Annotated in this window: 20 protein-coding genes, 2 tRNA genes and 2 pseudogenes; 18 read left to right on the top strand and 6 right to left on the bottom strand. The window is 67.1% G+C overall.

What is annotated here, in order from left to right:
- Positions 1-6 precede the first annotated feature (6 nt).
- The 6 genes from serS (at position 7) to ACWGUG_RS11825 (ending at position 6,498) form a co-directional block, all read left to right on the top strand.
- Positions 7-1,272, top strand: a complete 1,266-nt coding sequence (gene serS, locus ACWGUG_RS11850; protein WP_452324768.1) for a serine--tRNA ligase — start codon at positions 7-9, stop codon at positions 1,270-1,272.
- A complete protein-coding gene (locus ACWGUG_RS11845) occupies positions 1,269-2,243 on the top strand; it encodes an HAD family hydrolase (protein WP_336394593.1) in 975 nt (324 codons plus the stop codon). The genes serS and ACWGUG_RS11845 overlap by 4 nt, the downstream gene beginning before the upstream one ends.
- A gap of 134 nt (positions 2,244-2,377) precedes the next feature.
- Positions 2,378-2,462: transfer RNA gene (locus ACWGUG_RS11840), tRNA-Ser, on the top strand.
- Between the two features lie 49 nt (positions 2,463-2,511).
- The gene (locus ACWGUG_RS11835) at positions 2,512-3,792 is read left to right on the top strand and encodes an LCP family protein (RefSeq protein ID WP_336394594.1); all 1,281 of its coding nucleotides are present in this window, start codon (positions 2,512-2,514) and stop codon (positions 3,790-3,792) included.
- Complete coding sequence (locus tag ACWGUG_RS11830) at positions 3,792-5,090, top strand: LCP family protein (protein ID WP_452324767.1); 1,299 nt, start codon at positions 3,792-3,794, stop codon at positions 5,088-5,090. Before ACWGUG_RS11835 ends, ACWGUG_RS11830 begins: the two co-directional genes overlap by 1 nt.
- 112 nt (positions 5,091-5,202) lie before the next feature.
- Entirely contained in the window at positions 5,203-6,498 is a 1,296-nt protein-coding gene (locus ACWGUG_RS11825) for a diguanylate cyclase (RefSeq protein ID WP_452324766.1), read from the top strand.
- 41 nt (positions 6,499-6,539) lie between these two features.
- Here ACWGUG_RS11825 and ACWGUG_RS11820 read toward each other — a convergent pair whose 3' ends face one another.
- The gene (locus tag ACWGUG_RS11820) at positions 6,540-7,232 is read right to left on the bottom strand and encodes a DUF2278 family protein (RefSeq protein WP_452324765.1); all 693 of its coding nucleotides are present in this window, start codon (positions 7,230-7,232) and stop codon (positions 6,540-6,542) included.
- 130 nt (positions 7,233-7,362) lie between these two features.
- Between ACWGUG_RS11820 and ACWGUG_RS11815 the strand changes: the two genes are divergently transcribed.
- Positions 7,363-7,451 (top strand) — tRNA-Ser (locus tag ACWGUG_RS11815).
- A 316-nt stretch (positions 7,452-7,767) separates the two neighbouring features.
- On the opposite strand, the gene ACWGUG_RS11810 is transcribed toward ACWGUG_RS11815, so the two are convergent.
- Complete coding sequence (locus ACWGUG_RS11810) at positions 7,768-7,974, bottom strand: hypothetical protein (RefSeq protein ID WP_452324764.1); 207 nt, start codon at positions 7,972-7,974, stop codon at positions 7,768-7,770.
- Between the two features lie 154 nt (positions 7,975-8,128).
- Entirely contained in the window at positions 8,129-8,950 is an 822-nt protein-coding gene (locus ACWGUG_RS11805) for an NYN domain-containing protein (protein ID WP_452324763.1), read from the bottom strand.
- Between the two features lie 182 nt (positions 8,951-9,132).
- Here ACWGUG_RS11805 and ACWGUG_RS11800 point away from each other — a divergent pair, with 182 nt between their 5' ends.
- Complete coding sequence (locus tag ACWGUG_RS11800; RefSeq protein ID WP_452324762.1) at positions 9,133-12,309, top strand: hypothetical protein; 3,177 nt, start codon at positions 9,133-9,135, stop codon at positions 12,307-12,309.
- Between the two features lie 128 nt (positions 12,310-12,437).
- Here the strand turns inward: ACWGUG_RS11800 and ACWGUG_RS11795 are convergent, their stop codons facing one another.
- Positions 12,438-13,214 (bottom strand): tyrosine-type recombinase/integrase, encoded by a 777-nt coding sequence (locus ACWGUG_RS11795; RefSeq protein ID WP_452324761.1) that lies wholly within the window; start codon positions 13,212-13,214, stop codon positions 12,438-12,440.
- Between the two features lie 143 nt (positions 13,215-13,357).
- On the opposite strand from ACWGUG_RS11795, the gene ACWGUG_RS11790 reads away from it, so the two are divergent.
- Both ACWGUG_RS11790 and ACWGUG_RS11785 read left to right on the top strand, forming a co-directional pair.
- Positions 13,358-14,594 (top strand): IS3 family transposase gene (locus tag ACWGUG_RS11790; RefSeq protein ID WP_452324760.1). Its coding sequence is split into 2 segments (ribosomal slippage): positions 13,358-13,638 and positions 13,637-14,594, totalling 1,239 coding nucleotides; the frame shifts between segments, so codons are not numbered across the junction.
- The gene (locus ACWGUG_RS11785; protein ID WP_452324781.1) at positions 14,591-14,992 is read left to right on the top strand and encodes an IS5 family transposase; all 402 of its coding nucleotides are present in this window, start codon (positions 14,591-14,593) and stop codon (positions 14,990-14,992) included. The genes ACWGUG_RS11790 and ACWGUG_RS11785 overlap by 4 nt, the downstream gene beginning before the upstream one ends.
- Positions 14,993-15,133: 141 nt before the next feature.
- Here the strand turns inward: ACWGUG_RS11785 and ACWGUG_RS11780 are convergent.
- Positions 15,134-15,418: pseudogene (locus tag ACWGUG_RS11780) on the bottom strand (integrase core domain-containing protein); the annotation flags it as partial.
- A gap of 497 nt (positions 15,419-15,915) precedes the next feature.
- On the opposite strand from ACWGUG_RS11780, the gene ACWGUG_RS11775 reads away from it, so the two are divergent.
- From ACWGUG_RS11775 to ACWGUG_RS11760, 4 genes are all read left to right on the top strand, one after another.
- Positions 15,916-16,536: an SbcC/MukB-like Walker B domain-containing protein gene (locus tag ACWGUG_RS11775; RefSeq protein WP_452324759.1), complete on the top strand. Its 621-nt coding sequence runs from the start codon at positions 15,916-15,918 to the stop codon at positions 16,534-16,536.
- A complete protein-coding gene (locus tag ACWGUG_RS11770) occupies positions 16,533-17,654 on the top strand; it encodes a DUF3322 domain-containing protein (protein ID WP_452324758.1) in 1,122 nt (373 codons plus the stop codon). The genes ACWGUG_RS11775 and ACWGUG_RS11770 overlap by 4 nt, the downstream gene beginning before the upstream one ends.
- A 113-nt stretch (positions 17,655-17,767) precedes the next feature.
- Positions 17,768-18,292 carry a helix-turn-helix domain-containing protein gene (locus ACWGUG_RS11765; RefSeq protein ID WP_318352484.1) on the top strand — a complete coding sequence of 175 codons (525 nt, stop codon included), beginning with the start codon at positions 17,768-17,770 and terminating at the stop codon, positions 18,290-18,292.
- A 26-nt stretch (positions 18,293-18,318) separates the two neighbouring features.
- The gene (locus ACWGUG_RS11760) at positions 18,319-18,903 is read left to right on the top strand and encodes a PIN domain-containing protein (RefSeq protein ID WP_452324757.1); all 585 of its coding nucleotides are present in this window, start codon (positions 18,319-18,321) and stop codon (positions 18,901-18,903) included.
- A gap of 295 nt (positions 18,904-19,198) precedes the next feature.
- Here the strand turns inward: ACWGUG_RS11760 and ACWGUG_RS11755 are convergent, their stop codons facing one another.
- On the bottom strand, positions 19,199-19,426 hold the full coding sequence (locus ACWGUG_RS11755) for a cupin domain-containing protein (protein WP_378885171.1): 228 nt from the start codon (positions 19,424-19,426) through the stop codon (positions 19,199-19,201).
- Between ACWGUG_RS11755 and ACWGUG_RS11750 the strand changes: the two are divergent.
- The 4 genes and pseudogenes from ACWGUG_RS11750 to ACWGUG_RS11735 all read left to right on the top strand — a co-directional run.
- Positions 19,358-19,627 (top strand): annotated as a pseudogene (locus tag ACWGUG_RS11750) (arginase family protein); the annotation flags it as partial. The gene ACWGUG_RS11755 and the pseudogene ACWGUG_RS11750 sit on opposite strands and share 69 nt — an antisense overlap.
- 276 nt (positions 19,628-19,903) lie before the next feature.
- On the top strand, positions 19,904-20,281 hold the full coding sequence (locus ACWGUG_RS11745; protein ID WP_378885165.1) for a hypothetical protein: 378 nt from the start codon (positions 19,904-19,906) through the stop codon (positions 20,279-20,281).
- A complete protein-coding gene (locus tag ACWGUG_RS11740; RefSeq protein ID WP_452324756.1) occupies positions 20,278-20,859 on the top strand; it encodes a DUF6286 domain-containing protein in 582 nt (193 codons plus the stop codon). Before ACWGUG_RS11745 ends, ACWGUG_RS11740 begins: the two co-directional genes overlap by 4 nt.
- Positions 20,856-21,452 (top strand): hypothetical protein, encoded by a 597-nt coding sequence (locus tag ACWGUG_RS11735; RefSeq protein WP_378885159.1) that lies wholly within the window; start codon positions 20,856-20,858, stop codon positions 21,450-21,452. Before ACWGUG_RS11740 ends, ACWGUG_RS11735 begins: the two co-directional genes overlap by 4 nt.
- The last annotated feature ends 107 nt before the right edge of the window (positions 21,453-21,559 follow it).

Here is a 21,559-nt window from a genome sequence, read left to right as displayed (position 1 = left end):
TGCAGGGTGATCGATCCCGTGCTGCTCCGCGAGAATCCCGAGCTGGTCAAGCGCTCGCAGGGGGCGCGCGGCGAGTCGCCCGAGACCGTCGACGCCGCACTGGAGGCCGACCGCGCACGCCGTGCCGCGATCACCGCCTTCGAAGAGCTCCGCGCCGCGCAGAACGCACACGGAAAGAAGGTCGCGCAGGCTCCGAGAGAGGAGAAGGCGGCCCTCGTCGCCGAGGCCAAAGACCTCAGCGAGCGCGTGAAGCGGGCCCAGCACGCGGTCGCCGCCGCGGAGGAGGCATCCGCCGCGGCCTTCGCAGCGATCGAGAACATCGTGATCGACGGCGTGCCCGCCGGCGGTGAGGACGACTTCGTCACCCTGCGCACGCACGGCGAGGTCCCGGCCTTCGCGTTCGAGCCGCGCGACCACCTCGAGCTCGGCGAGCGGCTCGGCGCGATCGACATGGAGCGCGGCACGAAGGTGTCGGGCAGCCGCTTCTACTTCCTCACCGGCATCGGCGCCCGCCTCGAGCTCGCCCTGATGAACCTCGCGCTCGACCGGGCGCTGCAGGCCGGGTTCACGCCGATGATCCCGCCGACGCTGGTGCGTCCCCAGGTGATGCAGGGCACCGGCTTCCTCGGCAAGCACTCCGCCGAGGTCTACCACCTCGAGGACGACGATCTGTACCTCGTCGGCACCAGCGAGGTGCCGCTCGCCGGGTATCACATGGGCGAGATCCTCGACCTGACCCGGGGCGCCAAGCGCTACGCCGGGTGGTCGACCTGCTACCGCAGCGAGGCGGGGTCGTACGGCAAGGACACCCGCGGGATCATCCGCGTGCACCAGTTCAACAAGCTTGAGATGTTCGTCTACACCACGCCCGAGGAGTCGGAGGCCGAGCACCTTCGCCTGGTCGAGATGCAGGAGCGGATGCTCCAGGATCTGGGCCTGTCGTACCGCGTGATCGACGTCGCCGCGGGCGACCTCGGCTCGAGCGCAGCCCGCAAGTACGACATCGAGGCGTGGGTGCCGACCCAGCAGGCGTATCGCGAGCTCACGTCGACCTCGAACTGCACGACGTACCAGGCGCGCCGCCTCGACATCCGCCACCGCCCGGAGGGCGGCAGGACGCAGCCGGTCGCGACGCTCAACGGCACGCTCGCCACCACCCGGTGGATCGTCGCCCTTCTCGAGACCCACCAGCGCGAGGACGGGTCGGTCGCCGTGCCGGAGGTGCTGCGGCCCCTGCTCGGCGGGCTCGAGGTGATGGAGCCGGTCGGGTGAACCAGGCCCACGACGGCATCGGCGACCTGGCCCGCACCGCCGACGACATCGACACCGACCCCGCCGTCGAGGAGGCCCTGCCCGACACCGGCCGGATCGACGTCGAGCCGCAGGAGGACGCGGCCGAGCTGGTCGACGAGCTGGCGCGCGAGACCGAGGCGCCCGGCGTGTCCGTGGCCCGCATGCTCATCGTGCTCGACATCGACGGCACGGTGCTGCTCGAGGACGAGTCGCTCAGCCCCGGCGTCGTCGAGGCGGTCGCCCACGCGCAGGACGCGGGCCACGAGGTGATGATCGCGACCGGTCGCAGCTGGGAGGGCACCCGCGGCATCCTGCGCGTGCTCGAGCTCGCTCCCGAGTACGTCGTGTGCTCCAACGGCGCCGTCGTGCTCAAGCGCGTCGACGCCGAGGAGCTGATCTACGAGCGGTGGCACGTCGAGACGTTCGACCCGAGCGAGGTGCTGACGCTGCTGCGCGAGCATCTCCCGCAGGCGCGATACCTCGTGGAGCTGCCCGACGGCGTGCGCCTGTACACCGAGTACCTCGAGGACTGGAACCTCGTCCATGCCCGCCGCGTGCCCTTCGAGGAGCTGGGGCGCCAGCGCGTCTGCCGTGTCGTGGTGGTCTCGCCGGAGCAGGACGAGCAGGACTACCTCGAGCTGGTGCGCGACATCGGGCTCCACGAGGTCTCGTACGCGGTGGGCTGGACGGCGTGGCTCGATATCGCCCCGCAGGGCGTCGACAAGAGCACGGGGCTGGAACGCGTGCGGGCCGAGCTGGGGATCGAGGCCGAGAACGTCCTCGTGATCGGCGACGGCCGCAACGACGTCGGCATGTTCCGATGGGCGCTGGAGCACGGCGGCCGCGCCGTGGCGATGGAGCAGGGCCCGCAGGAGGTGCGGGACGCCGCGGGGGAGACGACCGGCTCGGTGCAGGCCGGCGGCGTGGCAGCGGTGCTGCGCGCGCTCTGACGGGCACCCACGGCGCTCGAGCGCGTCCTTCAGAGGATTGCCAGCCGCTGTTGGAAGAATGGGTCGACAGTGCTGTCGGCTAGACTCGACGCCTGTTCGACGGATGCCGCGCTCCTTGCGAGCCGGGATCCTCGGGAGGGTTGTCCGAGCGGCCGATGGACCTGGTCTTGAAAACCAGTGGGCAGCGATGTCCCGTGGGTTCGAATCCCACACCCTCCGCAGAACGCGTGTGCCGGGGGCTTGAGAGCAGATCCCGGAGAGGAACCGAGTGAGCCAGACCCGTCGACCCGCCCGCCAGGGCCGCCGCACCGTGGCGCGCCATGGTGAGCTGTCGTCTCCCGGGCCGCTGGCGTTCGTGCTCAAGCTCGTCGGCGTCATCGCCGCGGTCGCCCTCGTCGCCGGGTTCGGCGTCGCCGCCTACGCGCTGTCGGACCTCACCTCCAGCTTCGCCGACGACGCCGTCGAACTCGAGGGCCAGGGGACCGTTCCTCCCGACATCGGCGCCATCGAGGGCGGCGTCGACGTGCTCCTCGTCGGCACCGACGAGTGCGAGCCGGAATACGCGCACATCTTCGGCGACCGCTGCACCGGGCCCGAGGCCGAGGGGCAGCTCAACGACGTCAACATGCTCGTCCACATCTCGGACGACCCGCGCCGGGTGACCGTGGTGTCGTTCCCGCGAGACCTGATGGTTCCCATCCCGTCGTGCACGAGCGAGGACGGCACGACCACCGCCGGCAGCTCGTACGCCCAGATCAACTCCGCGTGGGGCGACGGCGGGCTCTCGTGCGTCGCGAAGACGATCAAGGAGCTGAGCGGACAGAACGTGCCGCTGGCGGCCAAAGTGAGCTTCGGCAACGTCATCAACATCACCGACGCGATCGGGGGCGTCGAGGTCTGCATCGGCAACGGCGGTATCAAGGACGTCTATACCGGCATCGACTGGGAGGCCGGGGCTCGAACGGTCCAGGGCGTCGAGGCGCTGCAGTTCCTCCGCACGCGTCACGGCCTGGCCAACGGCAGCGACCTGGCGCGCATCAGCAACCAGCAGCAGTACATGTCGAGCCTCGCGCGCAAGCTCGTGAGCGAAGAGGTCATCTCCAACCCCGCGACGCTGTACAAGCTGGCGACCACGGCGGTGGACAACATCACTCCGAGCGCGGGGCTGACCAATCCGATGACGCTCGCGCAGATCGCGCTCGCGGTGAAGGACGTGCCCTTCCAGGACATCGTGTTCCTGCAGTACCCGGTGCTCGAGGACCCGGCCGATCCTAACCGCGTCGTTCCCGACTACGATGCCGCTGAGCAGATGTGGGCGGCCCTGGCCGCCAACGAGCCGATCGAGGTCACGCACGACCAGGATCTGACCGGAGGAGTGATCGTGGCCGACCCGCAGCCCACTGAGGCGCCCGCCGACCCCACCCCCAGCGCCGATCCGAACGCGACCCCCGCCCCGAGCGAGACCGCGGTGGCGCTTCCCGAGAACATCCCCGGCCAGAACGCCGCGCAGCAGACCTGCTCCGCCGGCAACGTCAGGGCCGAGGGCTGATGCCGGCGACCAGGCGACCCTCGACGGAGGGTCGCGGGCCCCTCGCGCGCCACGGAGTGCTGCCGACGAGGCATCCGCTCATCACCCTGATCTCGATGCTCGGCGTCGCGGTGGCGGTCTTCGGTGTGAGCGCGGCCGGCATCGCGGCGTACAACGTGTGGGACGCCACGCGGGCGATCGCGGCGAACGCGGTGGTGCTCGACGACGAGAGGCCGCTGCCGCCGTCGCTCGGCGCCATCGAGGGCGGCGTGAACGTGCTCCTGGTGGGCTCGGACTCGTGCGAGGGTCAGGACGTCGCGCTGTTCCCGCGCTGCGCCGAAGACGACTCGCCGGGCGAGCGCAACGACGTCACGATGCTCGTGCACATCTCGGACGAACCGCGCCGCGTCACCGTCGTCTCGTTCCCACGCGACATGCTGGTGCCGATTCCGGCGTGCGCCAAGGAGGACGGCAGCGGTGACCACCCGGCGATGTCGCAGCAGATGATCAACGCGTCGTACATGTACGGCGGGCTGGGCTGCACGGTGCGCACCGTCGAGGCGCTCACGGGCGAGCAGGTCCACTTCGCGGCGGCCATCCGCTGGACCGGCGTCATCAACATGTCCGACGCGATCGGCGGCGTGGACGTCTGCGTCGCGGGCGACATCCGGGACCGCCACACCGGCCTCGACCTCGCCGCCGGCACCCACACGCTCGTGGGTGTCGAGGCGCTGCAGTTCCTGCGGGTCCGCCACGGCATCGGCGACGGATCCGACCTCGGGCGCATCTCGAACCAGCAGCAGTTCATGTCGTCGATGGTGCGCAAGCTGCAGTCCGACGCCGTGCTGGCCAATCCCGCGACGCTCCTCAACCTCGCGACCACGGCCGTGAACCAGGTGCAGCAGGGGCAGCTCGTGCTCAGCTCGGGGCTGACGAATCCGAACCTCATGGTGCAGATCGCGATGGCGATGAAGGACGTGCCTTACGAGGACATCGTGTTCGTGCAGTACCCGACGCGCTACTCGTCTGGCGACGGCGCCAGTCGCGTGATGCCGGTGACGGATGCCGCGGACGTGCTGTTCGAGGCGCTGCGGGCGAACCAGCCGCTCACCCTCACCGGCGAGGCCAGCCAGGGCTACGGCGTCGAGGTCACCGGCGAGGCCGTGAAGCCGGATGCCGCCGCCACGCCTGCACCGGGCGGTGAAGCCGTCGAGACCCCGGCAGCCGAGGCGCCGGTGGCCGAGGAGCGCGTGGAGCTGCCCTCGGAGATCGCCGGCCAGACGGCAGCGCAGACGACGTGCACGCTGCCCGAGAACTGACCGCTGTGCATCCGGTGCGTGCACTGCGTTTTCCTTCCTGTCGTCCCGAGGGCATCGCGCGATGCGATACATTTCGGACGGATGCCGCGTGCCCGGCGCGGGAAGGATGCCCATGAGCGGTGTGGAGATCGATGCGCTGCCCGTCGGCGTCGTCCGCGTGGACCGCGACGAGCGCGTGGTGGAGGCCAACGCCTGGTTCCGTCGATGGCTGGCGGAGGAGCCCACCGGCCGGCTGCTGAGCGAGATCCTGGTCCCGGTCCCCGATTTCCTCGAGGGCGCCGGCCGCTCCTCCAGGATGATGTCGTGCCCCGAGCATCCGGAGCGCGCGGTCCTCGTCGCGCGGGCTGAGGATCGCGACGGCACGGTGCTGACGGTGATGGATGCCGCCGACCGGTACGCCTCCGGCACGCGTCTGCGGAACATGCACGGCCTCGCCGACCGGACGCAGAGCCGACTGCAGCTGATCATGGACGCGTCCATCGCCTTCGCCGCCGCGACGACGGAGGAGCGTCTCAGCCGGGTCCTCGCCGACACGGCGTCGCAGGCGTACCGCGCCGAGGAGTCCGCCGTCATGCTGTTCTCCGAGAGCGGGGTGCTGCGGCGGACGGCCGGCACGAATCCGTTCGAGCACACGATCCCCGAGTTCACGATCTCGGCACGCGTGCGGCAGATGCGCGAGGTCGTGAAGATCAGCGGTGAGGCCGACGCCGAGCGCCTTTCCCCTTCCCTCGCGGAGGCGATGCGCACGGCCGGCGTGCAGGCGGCGATCGTCGCGCCGCTGCACCTCGAGGACGTCTCGCTCGGCCTCTTCGCGTGTTTCTTCCGGCATCCGCGCGTGTTCGACGACGAGGCATCCCCTCTCGCGGAGGCCCTCGCGGGCCAGGCCGCGCAGAAGCTCGCGACGCTGAGGCTGGAGCGCCGCCTGCAGCACGCGGCGATGCACGACGACATCACCGACCTCCCCAACCGGCGCAGCCTCGAGGATCTGCCGTCGCTCGGCGACCACACGCCCGCGTCGGTGATCTTCATCGACCTGGACGGCTTCAAGGAGGTCAACGACACCCTCGGCCACGACCGTGGCGACGAGGTGCTCCGCGAGGTCGCGCGCCGGCTGCAGGAGAACCTCCGCGAGGGCGACGTCGTGGCCCGCTACGGGGGCGACGAGTTCGTGGTCGTGTGCGGGGCGGATGCCGCAGCCGCCGTCGAGATCGCCGAGAGGGTGCGCGCCGCCGTGGGGGAGGAGTACACGTTCCTGCCCGCGTCGCTGCCGATCGCCGCGAGTATCGGCGTCGCGACCGCCCGTGTGGGCGACGGCCTGCTGAACGTCGACCGCCTCATCCGGCGTGCGGACCAGGCGATGTACGCCGCGAAGAACAGCGGCGGCAATCAGGTGGCCATCGCGGACTGAGCCCGCGGTCGGCTCGTTCGGCGGGTGCGGGCTCCGGTGAGTCAGAGCGGGTGCCCTTGTGCGTCGGTGTGATCGCGCTGGGTGGAGAACTTCGAGACGAACACGAGCCAGCTGCCGTCGGACTGCTGCGTCGCCACGGCGCCGTCCTGCCAGATGCCGTTCTCGGCCCACCACGGGGATCCGGCGGGGTCGCCCTGGTTCTGGTGCACGTTGTGCATGCCCTGTATCGAGGTCGGCGCGGCGCCCTCGGGGAACGGCTCTCCCCACACGAGGGTGACCGCACCCGGGCGCAGGGTCGTCTCCAGCGCCTCCGAGGCTTCGAGATGATCGCCCGAGCGCCAGGGCCGGAGGGCCGGGATCCAGAACCACGAGCGTGCGGCCGGCACGGCGCCGCTCACGCGGAGGAGCCGCAGCAGGAACCGCCGCACCCCGACGACGCGCAGAGCCGGATGCCGGATGACGTCGATCGCGCCCGTCCCGGGCGCCGACGCCAGCGCGGTGAACCCGGACGCGGGTGCCGCAGGCCACCCGAGCGCCGCCCCGCCCGCGCGGACGACCTTCCACTGCACCCCCACCGCGGAGTCCTTGCTGTCGACGTCGACGGCGACCCGGAAGTCGCGCCCGCCGCTGCGCACCCTGAGGTTGACGTGCCGCCAGCGCCCGAAGTCGTCGGGGTCGTCGCGGTGGTGCGCGACGAGGGTTCCGCTGAGGACTCCGTACTGTGTGAACGGCATGTCTGGAAGAGCCGCCCGGTGGCTGCGGTGATACCGGCGCGCCGGAGGGGCCGGCCGATCGCGTGCAAGAAGCGCCACGGGACTCGGTTATGATTGCTGGGTGCATCCGTGCCCATGCGGTCGGATGCCTGGAGACGTCGCATAGTCAGGCCTAGTGCACCACCCTGCTAAGGTGGAGTCCCCTTACGGGGACCGAGGGTTCAAATCCCTCCGTCTCCGCCGAACTTCCTGGCCCGCAATCCCTTGAAAACACTGGGATCGCGGGCCATAGCTTTCTCATAGAAACGCGATTTGCCTAAGGATTGCGTAAAGGCGCGCAGGACCGACTCGCAGTGGTCCTGATATCGGGCTGCTCGGACGTATCCTCGCACGAGTGCGCGCTAGGCGCCGCGCGGCGCGATGTTCCAGCGAGCCGCCCGTTGGCGCTGTCGGAACGAACACGATCGAACGCCGGGCTTTGCGAGCGATCGGAGCACGTCCCTTAGTGCTCACGACTACTTCGCCGCGGCGTGCAGGGAGTCAGCCGCGGGGGGGGTCAAGTCCCGTGGTTCCCACGGGTGAGGCCGCCGACGCCAACCACTACGGTGGCGATGTGATCGACGTTGCGCGCGGCCCAGCGCGCCGCTTCGCGGACCTGTGGCACTTGCGCGAGACAGCCGATCGATCCGCCTGCGAGGACGAGTCCGACGATGAGCCAAGTCGGCGACACATCGGTGGTAGGTGAGGAATTGATGCTGGTCATGTAAGGCTTTCATCTCGAATGTGGTTGTTTGCATTGCTGCGGCAGTTCGGCAGGTCTGCCGCGGAAGTCGCCGTGACTCGGAACAGTCAGCGCCGGGGCGGGTTGCGCTCCGGCGCCGACGGCCGCACGTCTGCCCGGATCGCGAGCGTGACTCTCACGCGGCTATGGACGCAGAGTGGATGCGGCGCGCGGCAATCATCGGTGTGAGGTTCGCGACGGTTCGCTTGAGCGGAGCCAGGCGAACCAGCGTGCGAGTATCCGCCGCATCGGCCAGGCCGCGAGCCAGCATGGAACGACCGCCGGGCTGTTCGGCTGTGATCACCTGAACGCTGAGCCCCCGTGACTTTGCACGAACGGCGAGATCGATGAACACATGGTCTCCAGACACGATCACGACTTCGTCGTAGTCGCGAGCAACCTGGTACAGGTCAATTGCGGCGAGAAGGGCACGGTCTGCACCATCGGGTGCATCGGCCCCGATGACCCACTTGACGTTCGGCCCGGTGATCATCGCGCGGTACTTGCGAGCCACACGGCGGGAAGCGCCCACAACCACATGGTCGTGTGGGGCAATCCCGGGAGCCTCTTGCTTCAGGATCTCCCAGAATCGGGCGACCTCCTCGCCGGTAGCCTTCGCTCCGCGGGTGGGGTTCTCGATGTCTACCAGGATGTACCGGCGACGCCGGGACCCCAGCGACGCGGTGAACGCCGGTACCGGCTCGACGGCGTCGACGACCGCGGTTGGCCCCTTCGACGACATCGTCTCGAGGTGGGTGCCGCGGCAGTAGGGGCATGCGAACGTGGCGATCTTGATATCGCGAAAGCCCGCGCGGATCGTGCGCGCTCCCTGCAATGCCTGATGGCGGTCGCGGTAGCGAGCGAGACCAGTGGCATCGCAGATTGGCAGCTTGTGCGAGCGAGCCGAGCCGGCGCGTCGTGTACCGAACTCGGTCTTGATCCGGGCGGCATTCATCATATTTCCTCTCGTCGTGGCGCCGTGTGGCGACGAGATCAACGTTGCGCTTAGGCACGCGAGGCATCCAGCTGGTAAGTGCCTAGCGATGCCTAACGGCCCGCACCGAGCGGTCGCCACGGTGCTTGTGTTCAGAGCCCCCAGCCTCCGGCTGGCATGATCGAGACATGTCGGACGCGCCGGAGATGCAGATCGGCACGGAGCTGTTTGCTGCGATCACGGACATAGTCGGTGCGGAGCCGAACACCCCTGATCCCGTGCTCGTCCTGGCTGCTTTCCTCTACGCCCTCGCGAAGGACTACGGCCTGTCGGAGCATCGCGATCTGCCCGATATCCAGCTCGATCGCATCGAATTGCCGACGGCGGCGGCTGCGGCGGTCGATTACTTCATGGGGGCTGGCGCATCCTCCATTGACTCGGATTCGCTACGAGGCCGGCTCTATCAAGCGTGCGTGGACTTGTCCCGGGACTATGGTGCGCGCAAGAAGCTCAACAAGAACCGAGCGCTCACCGAGGTGGAACTGCGGATGCTTGCGCAGATCTACTGGAACCTCGAAGCGAATGACGCTCGGCCGCTCCTTCCCATACCGTCTGGTCAAGACATCCCGGTAGCCGGAGGGAAGGTCGTTTCCGCCGACATCAAGGTGCCGGGCAAGAGTAGGGACTTCGCCAAGATGGTGTGGACCGCTCGCATCAAGGAGGGCGCGAAGGGTCTCGGATCCGGGTATTCCTTCCGCAGCAAAGGCGCGCGACTCGCGGTCCTGATGGCTCAGTCGATTGTCAACGCCGAGGACCGGAGCCGTGAGATCAGCCTTAGCGGTGCGACTCTCAGGGCTACAACCGATGAACACGGCAAGTTGATCAGGTTGATACGTTGGCCCAACGATGCACCCGCGGACACCGAGTCCCGGGTCGAGCCGTCCCGACCCCAGGCTGAAGACAACCGGTCGGCTACCGTCGCGACCACGCGCACCGACAACGGAGTGATCCCGGCAGAGGAGGGGCGATCCGTCCGCCGTCCCGGGGACAAGTTGACCGGACCGACCTCCATACCGTTCAATCGGCAGGACCGCAGCCTTCAGGCATTAATCGAGCAAGCCGCGCGTCGGGTAAGCATGCCGCCGGATTTGACCGTGGTAGCGACGAGAACTAGCACGTTGGACCCAGCACACTTCTTGTCGGGGGCCAGCCTCAACGGTGCGGAGGTCGGCGAGTACGCCGTGTCGAGGCGGGTGGAAGTCGACGGGGACGAGTTCGATGTCGACAGCATCGCTTCGCGGCTAGCTCAAGAGTCAATGGTCGGGTATCTCATCTCTGGCGCGGGAGAAGGTAAGTCAACGTACCTTCACGCTCTGTGTGCGGCCCTCTCGCCGCGCGCAATTGTGTTCCGTTGGCGTGTCTCGGGCCACCTAGATTGGGCGAAGCTCCAGGAGTTTCGGGAGGCAGTGGAATCCCTGAGTTCGGCGAATGGGGTCGACGAACTGCCCGTCATAGTCGTCGGTGAGTTCGCCACCAAGCTCACCCGGGAGCACGAGGACGCGCTGATCGACATTGTGCAGGGCATCCCGGCGGAACTTGCCCCACCCCGAATCTCGCTGGTGTTGGCGGGCCGCCCTGCCTGGCTTAACCGGATCCGCCGAGGGGTTTCTACAGGCCAGACCATGCGGCTGGTGCCCTTGTCGGAGGCGGAAGCTGAACTCCTTATCGAGAAGCTGACGGATGCCTACACAGCTTGTCTCGAGGCCAAGGGTCCAGCATGGACGGCTGATCGCTTTCCGAATCTCGGTCGGTTCTTGTCGGAGCCTTCAGCACGCCGGCTCGCGATCTTCTTGCAGGGAGAGTCACTGGTCGGGTCACTGCTCCGAGCTGCGTATGGTCAGGAGTTCATCCGCCGGCTGATCGCCGAGTACACCGACTTGGAGCCAGCCGAACGTGAGGCGTATCTCGTCGTGAGCCTCGCCACTAGCGGGTCAGGCGGTATCTCCGAGAGTCTGTTGGAATCCATATGCTCAGATGCCGACATCGAACGCGCGAGTGGTGGAACGCCATGGCAACGCGACTTGGATGGAACCCACAGTGCGCGGCACGAGATGATTGGCAAGCTCATCGTCGAGGACAAGGACGCCTCAACAGACCGCGAAATTGCTCACGTGATGGCGAGAGTCGTTGACGCCGCCAGCTTCAGTCGTGAGGCGCGTGAGCTGTTTCTGAACTCCGTGCGGATCTTCGACGAGACGCGGTCCCTCATACCCGACCAACGACGACGGCCCGAATCACGGTTTCGCGCCGCACTCCGTTCAGCGATCCTTGAAGACCGTGACTCGTGGGAGCGGGTGAAGCGATCCATCGGCACCATGGCGGGTGACTACCTCGCCTTCGCCTACGCGCTGCATAGACTGCTTCCCGCCCGACTGAGCGGAGAAGCGAACACCGAGTTCTTGCTCGCGCAAGTCACCGACTTGCTCGAGCGAGCGGAAGCGGCGGCGCCCGCCGACTCTCCGTTGGCTTCCCAGGTCCGCTACCGCCGTGTCTTCGCTGAGCGAGACGTCCGCCGAAGCCGTGGCGAGGACGTTGACGACCTGCGCGACGTGCGGGCTCTCTTGCCGATGCTGGGTGAGAACTGGCCGGACGCCCAGTTCTACGCGCAATTCGTGTCGCTTGGTCTGTCGACTCTGAAGCGCCGTGAACTGGACGATGAGCAAGTAGACGACATTGCCGAAGCAGTGCTGCAGGCGTGGCAGCGACTCCGAGTGGAGGGCGACATCGCGGGACAGGTCTACGCGTACTCCACATTCGTTGCACGTGAAGTCTTCTCTTGGCCGCTGAGCAGGAGGCTGACACTTTGGGAGACGGCTTGGGAGTTCTCGCGAGCATTGGCGAATCCAGATGGCTCCCTGGCCTGCTTGATTGACGACGAACTGATCAAGATCGAGAAGGGGAGTGCCGCTGACCGTAACGCGATTCGGGGCCGCCGCCAACACGTCCTGTCGGAGTCAGTCGCTAGGGGTCAGGACAATGCGGAGGTTCTGCTCCGCTTCGCCGAGGTATTGGCGGAGGACGACGATGCTGCTCGGCTCCGTCTAGTCCGCGTAGCTCGCCCACTCGCGACCAGCGATAGCGCAATCACGCGCTCGATGGCGCTGCACGCAATGGCCGTCGCCTCGAGGAGTGCGGAGGAGCGTTTGGAATACCTGCGCGCCGCAATGCCAGCCTACGAGGAATCAATGATCAGCCGGGACGACTGGCTTACGCGCGGCCCCTACTGGAAGCGAGGCCTTCGTGAACTTCGGCACATTGTGCCTGACGAGGCTTCGGTCATCGAGCCAAAGCTCGCTCGCGCTGGTCGAAAGTTCGGAGTCTAGGATCTCGCATGCCTCTTGTCGCCCGAGCGATGCGGCGAGCAGTAGCGCGCGAGCCACCTGGCCCGTCGGACCAGGCGCTGATGGCAACTCGAGGACGAGATTGTCGCCGACTGAACGGGCGGCGATGCCTACATCGGGGTGGGGGTCGCGCGCGCAGAGCGCAGGGCAGAATCGAGCGCAGCGGCTACTGCGTCGAGGTCGTCGTCGAACAGATCCGAGTACACATCCAGCGTCATCGCCGCCGACGTGTGTCCTAGCATCCGCTGAATCGTCTTCACGTTTGCGCCCGACTGCACCGCGAGCGACGCGGCGGTGTGCCGCAGATCGTGGACCGTCATGGACGGCAGCTCGGCCTTTGCAAGCGCCGTCTTGAACCACGACCGAGATCCATCGCTGGTACGGGTACGACGCATGAAGCCTCCGTCGGGCGCCGGGAACACCAACCCATCTCGCGGAGTCCCCGCGGTCGCGCTGAGCAATTCCTCGAGGAGGAACGCCGGTACCGGAACGAGCCGCCCCTTGTGCGACTTCGTTGTTCCCACGTGAATTTCGCCATGAACCTCGACCGCGTTCGCGTGAATGTGCAGCCGGCCCTTGGTGGCATCGATGTCCTTAACGCGCAGGGCCGTCGCCTCGCCCCAACGAATGCCGGTGTACGCGAGCAGGAGTACGAGCACCGCCCGATCACCGGAGTGGCGCGTGAGTCGCATGACCTCCTCGTGGGTGAGGTACCCATGTCGGCCGCGGGACTTCCTCGGCAGCCCAATCCGCCCCATGCGGGCAGGATTCGTCGCTATACGTCCGTCGTAGACGGCGTCGTCGAGGATGCTGGCGAGCACGCCGAACGTCCGGATCGTCACCGTCGCGCCGAGTTCGCTCGAGAGCTTCGCGACCCAGCTGCGCACGTCGGTGTGCCGGATGTCGGCGACCTCCCACCGTCCCCAGGTCGGCTTGACGCGGAGCCGCCATGCGGTCTCGATCGGCGCGAACGACGATGGCTGATTCGCCCTGAGTTTCGTTCCGTCCTTTCCTTTTGGAGGATGGATTCATGCCAGGACCGTATCCGGACGAGTTCCGTCAGCGCGCGCTGCGGATGCTGAGTGAGGCTCGCCCCGATCACAAGACCGATCACGCCGCGATCAAGCACGTCGCCGGGAGGCTCGGTGTGAACCCCGAGACGCTGCGATTGTGGAAGAAGCGCCTCGACGTCGACGAGGGCCGCCAGCCGGGGACCTCGAGTGAGGCGCAGGCGGAGATCAAGCGGTTGAAGAAGCAGATCGCCGAGTTGGAGAAGGCGAACGAGATCCTCCGATCAGCGAGCGTGTTTTCGCGACCGAGCTCGGCCGCCCCTCGTCGAGATGATCGCGTTCGTCGACAAGATGCGTGATCGTCTCGGGGTCGAGCTCGTCTGCCGTGTGATGCGGCAAGCCGAGGTGGGGTTCCTCACCGCCCGCGGATACCGGGCCGCGAAAGCGCGTCCCGCATCAGCCCGGCAACTGCGGGACGAGTTGCTGGTCACGGAGATCGTGCGCCTGCATGCGGAGAACTACGGCGTCTACGGGGTCCGCAAGATGCATGCGTGGCTGCGACGGCAGGGCTGGATCATCGGTCGGGATCAGGCCGGCCGGCTGATGCGCATCGCGGGGGTTCACGGGGTGAAACGGTCGAAGAAGGTCTTCACCACGAAGCCCGACCCGGCGAACGAGAAGCCGAGGGATCTCGTGCAGCGGCGGTTCACCGCCGACGCGCCCCGCAGGCTCTGGGTCGCGGACGTGACCTATGTCGCGACGTGGTCCGGGTTCGCTTACGTCGCGTTCGTCACCGACGTGTTCTCCCGCCGCATCGTCGGGTGGAACGTCGCCTCGACGCTCAAAGCCGACATCCTGCCGCTCCAAGCGTTGAACATGGCGGCATGGGCTGCGGACGGGAACCTCGACGGACTCGTCCACCACGCCGACCACGGGTCGAACTACCTCGCCGTGGTCTACACGGACCGCATCGAAGAACTCGGCGCGACGCCGTCGACCGGAACCGTCGGCGACAGTTTCGATAACGCGATGGCCGAGGCCGTCAACGGGCTCTACAAGACAGAACTGATCCGCCGCCGCGGCCCGTGGCGCACGGTCGAGCAGGTCGAACTCGCGACGCTCGAATACGTGTGGTGGTGGAACAACCAGCGCCTCCACGGAGAGCTCGACATGCGCACCCCCGCCGAGGTTGAAGCCGACCACTACGCTGGCCTCGACACACCCTTGGGAACACACGTCTCCCAAGCCGCCCGATAGGAACGAAACTCAGGGCGAATCAGATCTCTGACGAGGTGTGGTCCGTGTTGGAGCCATTGATGCCGACCGTGACCGGGAGGTCGCGGCCGTGGACAGATCATCGACGTGCTGTGGAGGGCATGGCGTGGAAGTACCGCACCGGCGCGCCGTGGCGGGATGTCCCGGAGCGGTTCGGGAAGTGGAACTCGATCTACAAGCGGTTCAACCGGTGGGCCGGGGACGGCACCTGGGAGAAGATGCTCGCCGAGGTGCAGAAGCGGGCCGACGCTGCCGGGAAGATCGACTGGGTGGTCTCGATCGACTCCACAATCGCGCGTGTGCATCAGCACGGCGCGACCCTCGCCCGCGACACAGGGGGCTCTACCGAATCACAAGAATCCGGGGTTCGAGCCGCCTGATCACGGGATCGGCCGATCCCGCGGCGGGCTGACAACCAAGCTGCACCTGGTCTGCGACGGGCGTGGCAGGCCACTGGGGATGATGATCACCGGTGGGAACATCAACGACAGGGTCTGCTGAGGCTTTGATTGAGTCCGGGGTTATGCCGCCAGGGTGACGGCTTCCATCATTATGGTCTCGAACTCGATGGGGGTTAGTTTCCCGAGTCCGCGTTGCCGGCGTTTGCGGTGGTAGACCCCTTCGACCCAGTGGACGATGGCGAGGCGAAGCTCCTGCCGCGTCGCCCAGTGCTTTCTGTCGAGCACGTTCTTCTGCAGGAGCGAGGACCAGCTCTCCATCGCTGCATTGTCTGCACACGCACCCACCCGGCCCATGGATCCGATGAGGTTGTGACGCTTGAGCGCCTTGACGAACTTCCTCGACCGGACAGATCGCCGAACTCGAGGCCGCGCCCCACACGCCGGTCGACGAACCCATCGCCGATTCGCTGGAAGAACGATTCCGCGCCGAGCGACGCTCCGTCAGCCTGGAAACGGTCGACGAGGTCGCACGCAAGGTTCAGTCGGCGCTCTCGAAGGAGAAGGACGTCGCAGCCGGCCGTGCAGCCGACGCTGAAGCCAGCTTCGCGGGACGTGCGGCGGAGTTCCGACTCGGGTGGCCAGCAGCATCCGCCGAGCTCGCCGCCGACATCCGCGACCGTTACGGGTATCGCGAACTTCGGGAGGGGATCCTCGCCCGCGGCCTGCCCGAGAAGGAGACCGAGTTCCGCAAGCTGTTGCGGGAGCGCTCGCAGGATGTCGTCGCCCACTTGCTCAGCGACCTCCGCGACGCCCCGGGGTTCATCCGGGAGCGGATCCTTCCCGTGAACGCATCCCTCGGACGGTCCCCGTTCGAGGGGACGGATCGCTTCCTCGAGATCGATGTGAAGACGACCCGGACGCCGGAGGTCGACGAGTTCCTCACCGACCTGCGCCGTATCGTCGAACGCAACTGGGCCGACGAGTCCGCCGCCGGCGCGGAGCAGCGCTTCGGCGTCCTGCAGCGCGTTATCGGTCGACTCGGCTCCAAGGACCGCATCGACATCGACTGGCGCAATCGTGTGCTCGACACAAGGCTTCACGTGAGCTTCCTTGCGCGGGAGAAGGACCTCACCGGCCGGGTCGTGCGAGTGTACGACTCCGCCGAGGGGTTGTCGGGCGGTCAGAGGCAGAAGCTTGTCATCTTCTGCCTCGCCGCGGCCTTGCGCTATCAGCTCACTGAGGAAGAGGACGAGGTCCCGAGGTTCGGGTCGATCGTGCTCGACGAGGCATTCGACAAGGCCGACAGTCGATACACGCGCAACGCGATGGAAGTGTTCCGGGAATTCGGGTTCCACATGATCCTCGCGACACCTCAGAAGCTGCTGCAGACACTGGAACCGTACGTGGGCGCGATTACGTCGGTATCGAACCCCGACCGCAACACGTCACGACTGGCGAACGTGGTGTTCGCGGTCGGTGACCCGGAGGCCACCTCTACGCCGCATGCGGAGTCGCGCGCGTGACGACGCCCGTCACGCCGTCGGACGTGCGTGCGCGCGCGAAGAAGCTCTTTGACCGCGATGCGCGCACGTGGGCGGCCGAGCAGCAGACCGGTGTCGTGCTCGATGTGCCCCTGCGGCCGCCGACAGAGCGGGAGGCGCTGAGCGACCTGAATCGTGTTCGAGAGTGGGTCAAGTCCTGGCGCGGCGTGAGCGAAGCCTCGGGAATCGAGCTCGAGTGGGCCGTCCGAAACTGGTCACGCGTCGGATCACAGGAGGTCCCCGTGCGCGCCATCGTGCGTAGCCCAGAGGTGATCGCTGGAGTCGCAGGTGAGGCAGCGGTGTGGCGGCGTCTGGTGGAACGCCTCGACGAGCTGAGGGCTCTTGTTGGGCCCGACGCGCAGGTAGTGCTCCGCACCTACGCCCACTCGATTGCCGACCTCGATGACGCTGATTTTCACAGACTCGTCGACGTGCTGACCTGGCTGCGTGACAACCCGGCGTCTGACCGCCTCATCAGGGAGCTTCCGATTCGCGGCATCGACTCCAAATGGATCGAGTCCCGCCGAGGGGTCGTAGAGGCGTTGCATCGAGCTGGAACCGGTGCATCCGGACTGGGGCTTCGCGAGCCGTCGCCGCTGGTGCGGATCCGTGTACTCGATGCATCTCTTTCCTTCCAAAGGCTCACCGATGTGTCAGCGCCCGTCGACGAACTTGCATCGATCCCTTTACGGCCTCAACGAGTCTTCGTCTTCGAGAACCTTGCCACGGTGCTCGCCATGCCGAACGTGCCGGACGCGATCGCTGTGCACGGCGGCGGTCACCGAGTCGACCTCGTCGCTCGCCTGCCATGGGCGCAGACCGTCACCTACTGGGGCGATCTCGACTCACATGGATTCGCCATCCTCAACCGACTACGAGCCAGGGGAGTCGAGGCGACATCGGCGTTGATGGATTCCGGGACTCTTTTCGACCACCGGGATCTGTGGGGGACCGATCCAGAACCGAATGTCGGCGTGCTCGAGCTGCTCACGCGCGGTGAGCGCGCGACTCTTCAGTCGCTGAGCGCGGAGGGGAACATTCGCCTCGAGCAGGAGCGCATCCCGTGGAGCTACGCGCTCGCGCGACTCGGAGTGTCTTGACCGGGCAGTCGAGCTACTAGCCCAGCATCCTCCTATCGATCTGTCGGGGATACGTGCTACCGTAATCGCAACAAACGCAATCCCCTGCGTTTACCTGTATTGAGGTGATTCCCGTGTCTCGCGCTGCAGTCGTTGAAGAGACGTACCTTCCCAGCAAGGGCTCCGAGCTTGCCCCTGTTCTGGACTTCCTCACCGCCCATGAGGCTGCCGGTAGAGCTCTTCCCGAGCCAAGGTACTTCCTTGCGGGGGCGCGTCCAGGTGATCAGGTAGAACTCCCGGAAGAGGTCTACCTTGCACTCCGCAAGATTGTTGATGCGATGCAAAGCGGGCTAGCCGTCTCGGTTGTACCGCAGACGACGCGGCTGACCACTCAGCAAGCAGCGGATCTCCTGAACGTAAGCCGCCCGACCGTTGTAAAGCTCCTCGACGAGGGCGAGATCCCCTTCGAGAGGGCCGGAACGCATCGCCGTGTTCTCCTTGCAGATCTGCTCGAGTATCGGGAGCGCCGTCGTGAGCGTCAGTACGACATGCTCGCTGCCACGCGTGACGCTGTCGACGAAGACAACGTCGAACAGACGCTCGAGGACCTCAAAGCGGCGAGGAAGGCGGTCGCGTCGAGGCGGGCTGCCCGCCTCTAGCTCCGCAGCCTGACAGGATGGGGGTCGTGTTCACGGCGACCCTCGACACCAGCGTGCTGTGGCCGAGCCTGCAACGTGACTTCCTCCTTTCCCTCGCGGTCGAGGGCGCGTATCGACCGACCTGGAGCTCGGCGATCCTGGAAGAGCTCGAGTATCACGAGGAAGCCAAGCTCGTGAAACGGGGAATCCCCGTAGCGGAGGCTGCAGGCCGCGCAGCGACCCTCATTGCAGCGATGCGGCGCGAGTTCGCTGATGCGGAGGTCGAAGGGTGGGAACCGCTGGAGGGCACGTTCGGTCTTCCCGATCAGGACGACGAGCACGTGGTCGCCGCGGCCGTCATTGCAGGAGCCGGCGCGATCGTCACTGAGAACCTTAAGGACTTCCCCGCAGACAAGATTCCGCCGACGATTCAAGTGCTCAGTGCGCGCGAGTTTGCGAAGAACACCGTCGCACTCAACCCAAGGCGCGCGCTCGCCGCGGTGCAGGAGATCGCCAGCCGTTCTGGCCGCCACGGTGCAGTACTCACCGTCGAGGAGATCCTCGACACCTTGCGGGACCGGTACGGCATGATCGAAGCCGTCGAGATGATGGTCGAAGCTGCGTCCGCGTAGCCTCAGGTCGCACGCCTGGCGCGCGGGCGCGGCCGCCTGATGAGCGCCCGATACCCGCCACGTTCTTGCCACGAATCAAATCCGGCCGACCTGATCGAGCACGACGTCATCGACGTCACAATCCGCGGAATTGCGCGGTTTCAGCTGACTTCATTCGCCATCGGCGCGATTTCAAATCCCTCCGTCTCCGCCACTTTTCGCCCGATCTGACGTCCTTCTGAGGCGTTTCAGGCGGTTTCCGTTCCTGTCCGGTCCTTCCGCACGCGCGCGAAGAGACTGACGCTAGCGGACCCGGTCAGGGTGTCCAGGCGGCCGGCACCAGAACCCACACGAGGTCCGCTCCGACAGTGGAGCTTGCGTGCCAGTTATGGGGCTCTTGCGCTTCAAAGGTGAGGGTGTCTCCCTGGTCGAGGTTCCACGAGCGGTCGCTGAACTCGATCCGCACCGATCCGCTGATCACGTGGACGAGTTCGATCTCGGCGCCGCTTCTGCGCGGATCGGCGGCCCCGTCGCCGTCGTGCATTTCGACGCTCATCTGGACACGTGGGACACCTACTTCGGCGCCCCCGTCACGCACGGCACTCCGTTCCGTCGAGCCTCGGAAGAGGGACTGCTCGACCTTGCCGCCTGTATGCACGTGGGAACGCGCGGACCCCTCTACGCACGTGACGACCTCGTCCAAGATGCTCAGCTGGGTTTCGCCGTCGTCTCTGCTGACGAGGTGGGCAGCGAAGTCACCGAAGTGAACATCACGATCAACGACGTCTACATCGCGTCGGAGAGCGCCGCCGACACGGTGGCCCGAGTGCAATGATCTCGTCCGCCAGAGTCGGGATACTCGTCGGGGCGGTTCTCGCCCTGACGTGGATCGTTCTCGGATTTGGGCGTTCGTCCTCGTCGCGGGCGCGATGCTCGTGGGCGGCCTCGTCGGCCGCGTCATAGACGGGAAGCTGGACATCCGCGGCGTCGTCGACGCGGTGCGGGGTAAGCGCTCATCGTCATGACCGTCCGGGAGGTTTCTGCTGAGGAACGGCCCAGGGGCCGAACGCGAATCACGCCGCGCGCGCTGAGCCGGGTCGTTTCCGCGGTGGCCGCCGAAGGCCTCGGCGTTCCGGTGGAATCCGTACGGGTGCAACTCCGGGACGAACGGGGAGCGCTCGCTGTGAACATCAGCACCGGCGCACCGGTGACACAGTGGCGCATCCCGGGTGCTCATCGCCCGGCGTTCCAAGGGCCGGGAGCGTCGCTCCTGAACCGTTCCGAGCATGCCCGGCAGTTGCTCCGCGATCGCGTCGCCGCCCTGACCGGCTCCACTGTCGGCAGCATCACGATCCGATTCACCGGAGCGACGATGCGGCCGGAGGCCCGCGTCAGATGAGCAGCGGACGGTCCACCTACCAGCGGATCCGTCGTCGCGAGACCCGCTCCCCCCGATCGGTGGCCGCCATCACGCTCGCCGTCGTCGTGATGGCGACGCTCGCCTGGTTGGCCGTCGAGATCGTGCTCGCGATGCTCGACCTGCCGCCCCTCCTCGTGGCACCCGCCGAGATGGCGGCTGCGCTGGTCGCCGTCACGTCGGTTCCCGGCGCGATGCTCATGGGTGCGGGGCTGTTGATCGCGCTAATCGGAGCCGTGCTCATCGCCCTCGCCGTCGCTCCCGGTCGCAGGGGCCGGCACCTCATGGAGTCACCGCGGAGGGTCGTCGTCGACGACGACGTCGTCGCATCGGCGATAGCGCGGCACGCCGCCTCGGTGGCAGGCGTAGGCCCCGACCAGGCACGCGTCACCGTCTCTCGTCGGCGGGTCGATGTGCACCTCACCCCGACGTCAGGCTTCCCCATCGACCGCGCGGCCGTGCTGAACGTGGTGGGCGACGCACTCGACTCCTACCGACTCGAGCCTGCGCTGGAGCCCCCGAGGCTGTCCGTCGCCGAGCAGGGGAGGGTGGGCGCATGAACAGTACGAATCGCGTCGCGAACCGCCTCTTTCTCCTGCTCGTCGGTCTCGTCCTGCTCGCTCTCGGCGCGACGGCGATCGGACTCTCCGTGTTCCCGGATTTCTCCGCCGCGTGGGACCGGCGGGCGCCCGAGATCCTGGCGGACGTCGAGGCATGGTTGCAGGCGCGCACCACCGGGCAGCCGAACTGGCTCCTCGCGGGTGTCCTCGCCGTCGCGGCCCTCGTCCTGCTGATCGTCCTCCTCGCCGTTTTCGTCCTGCGGCAGGGCCGCGGACGCACCGATCGTCTCGTGACGGCTGGTTCACGGACGGACGGCACCACAGTCGTCGACACGGCTCTCGCCGCAGATGTCCTCACCGACGCGCTGTCCAGCCAGCCGGACCTCGTCGGTTCGCACGTGTCGGCGTACCGCGTGCGCACGACGCCGATGCTCGACGTGACCGTGACATGCCGAAGGGGCGCGTCGCCGCGCGCGGTGAGCGATGTCATCGACGATTCGCTGAGCGACCTGGAGAACCTGGTCGGCGCGGAGATCCCGGCGCTTGTGCAGATTCGCGGACGCTTCTGGAGCCGCCGCCGTGGCGGCGCGTGAGGAGGGAATGAGACGGCCGAGCCCCGCGGCACCGCGGCCGCTCGATTCCCTGCAGGGCCTCCGGCCCGCGGCTGCAACCGACCGTCGCCCCGTGCCGACGCTTCTTC

Source organism: Microbacterium sp. NPDC055455 (genome assembly GCF_053619935.1).
Note: the sequence above shows the minus strand (reverse complement) of the source record. Positions and strands in the feature narration are given on the sequence as shown.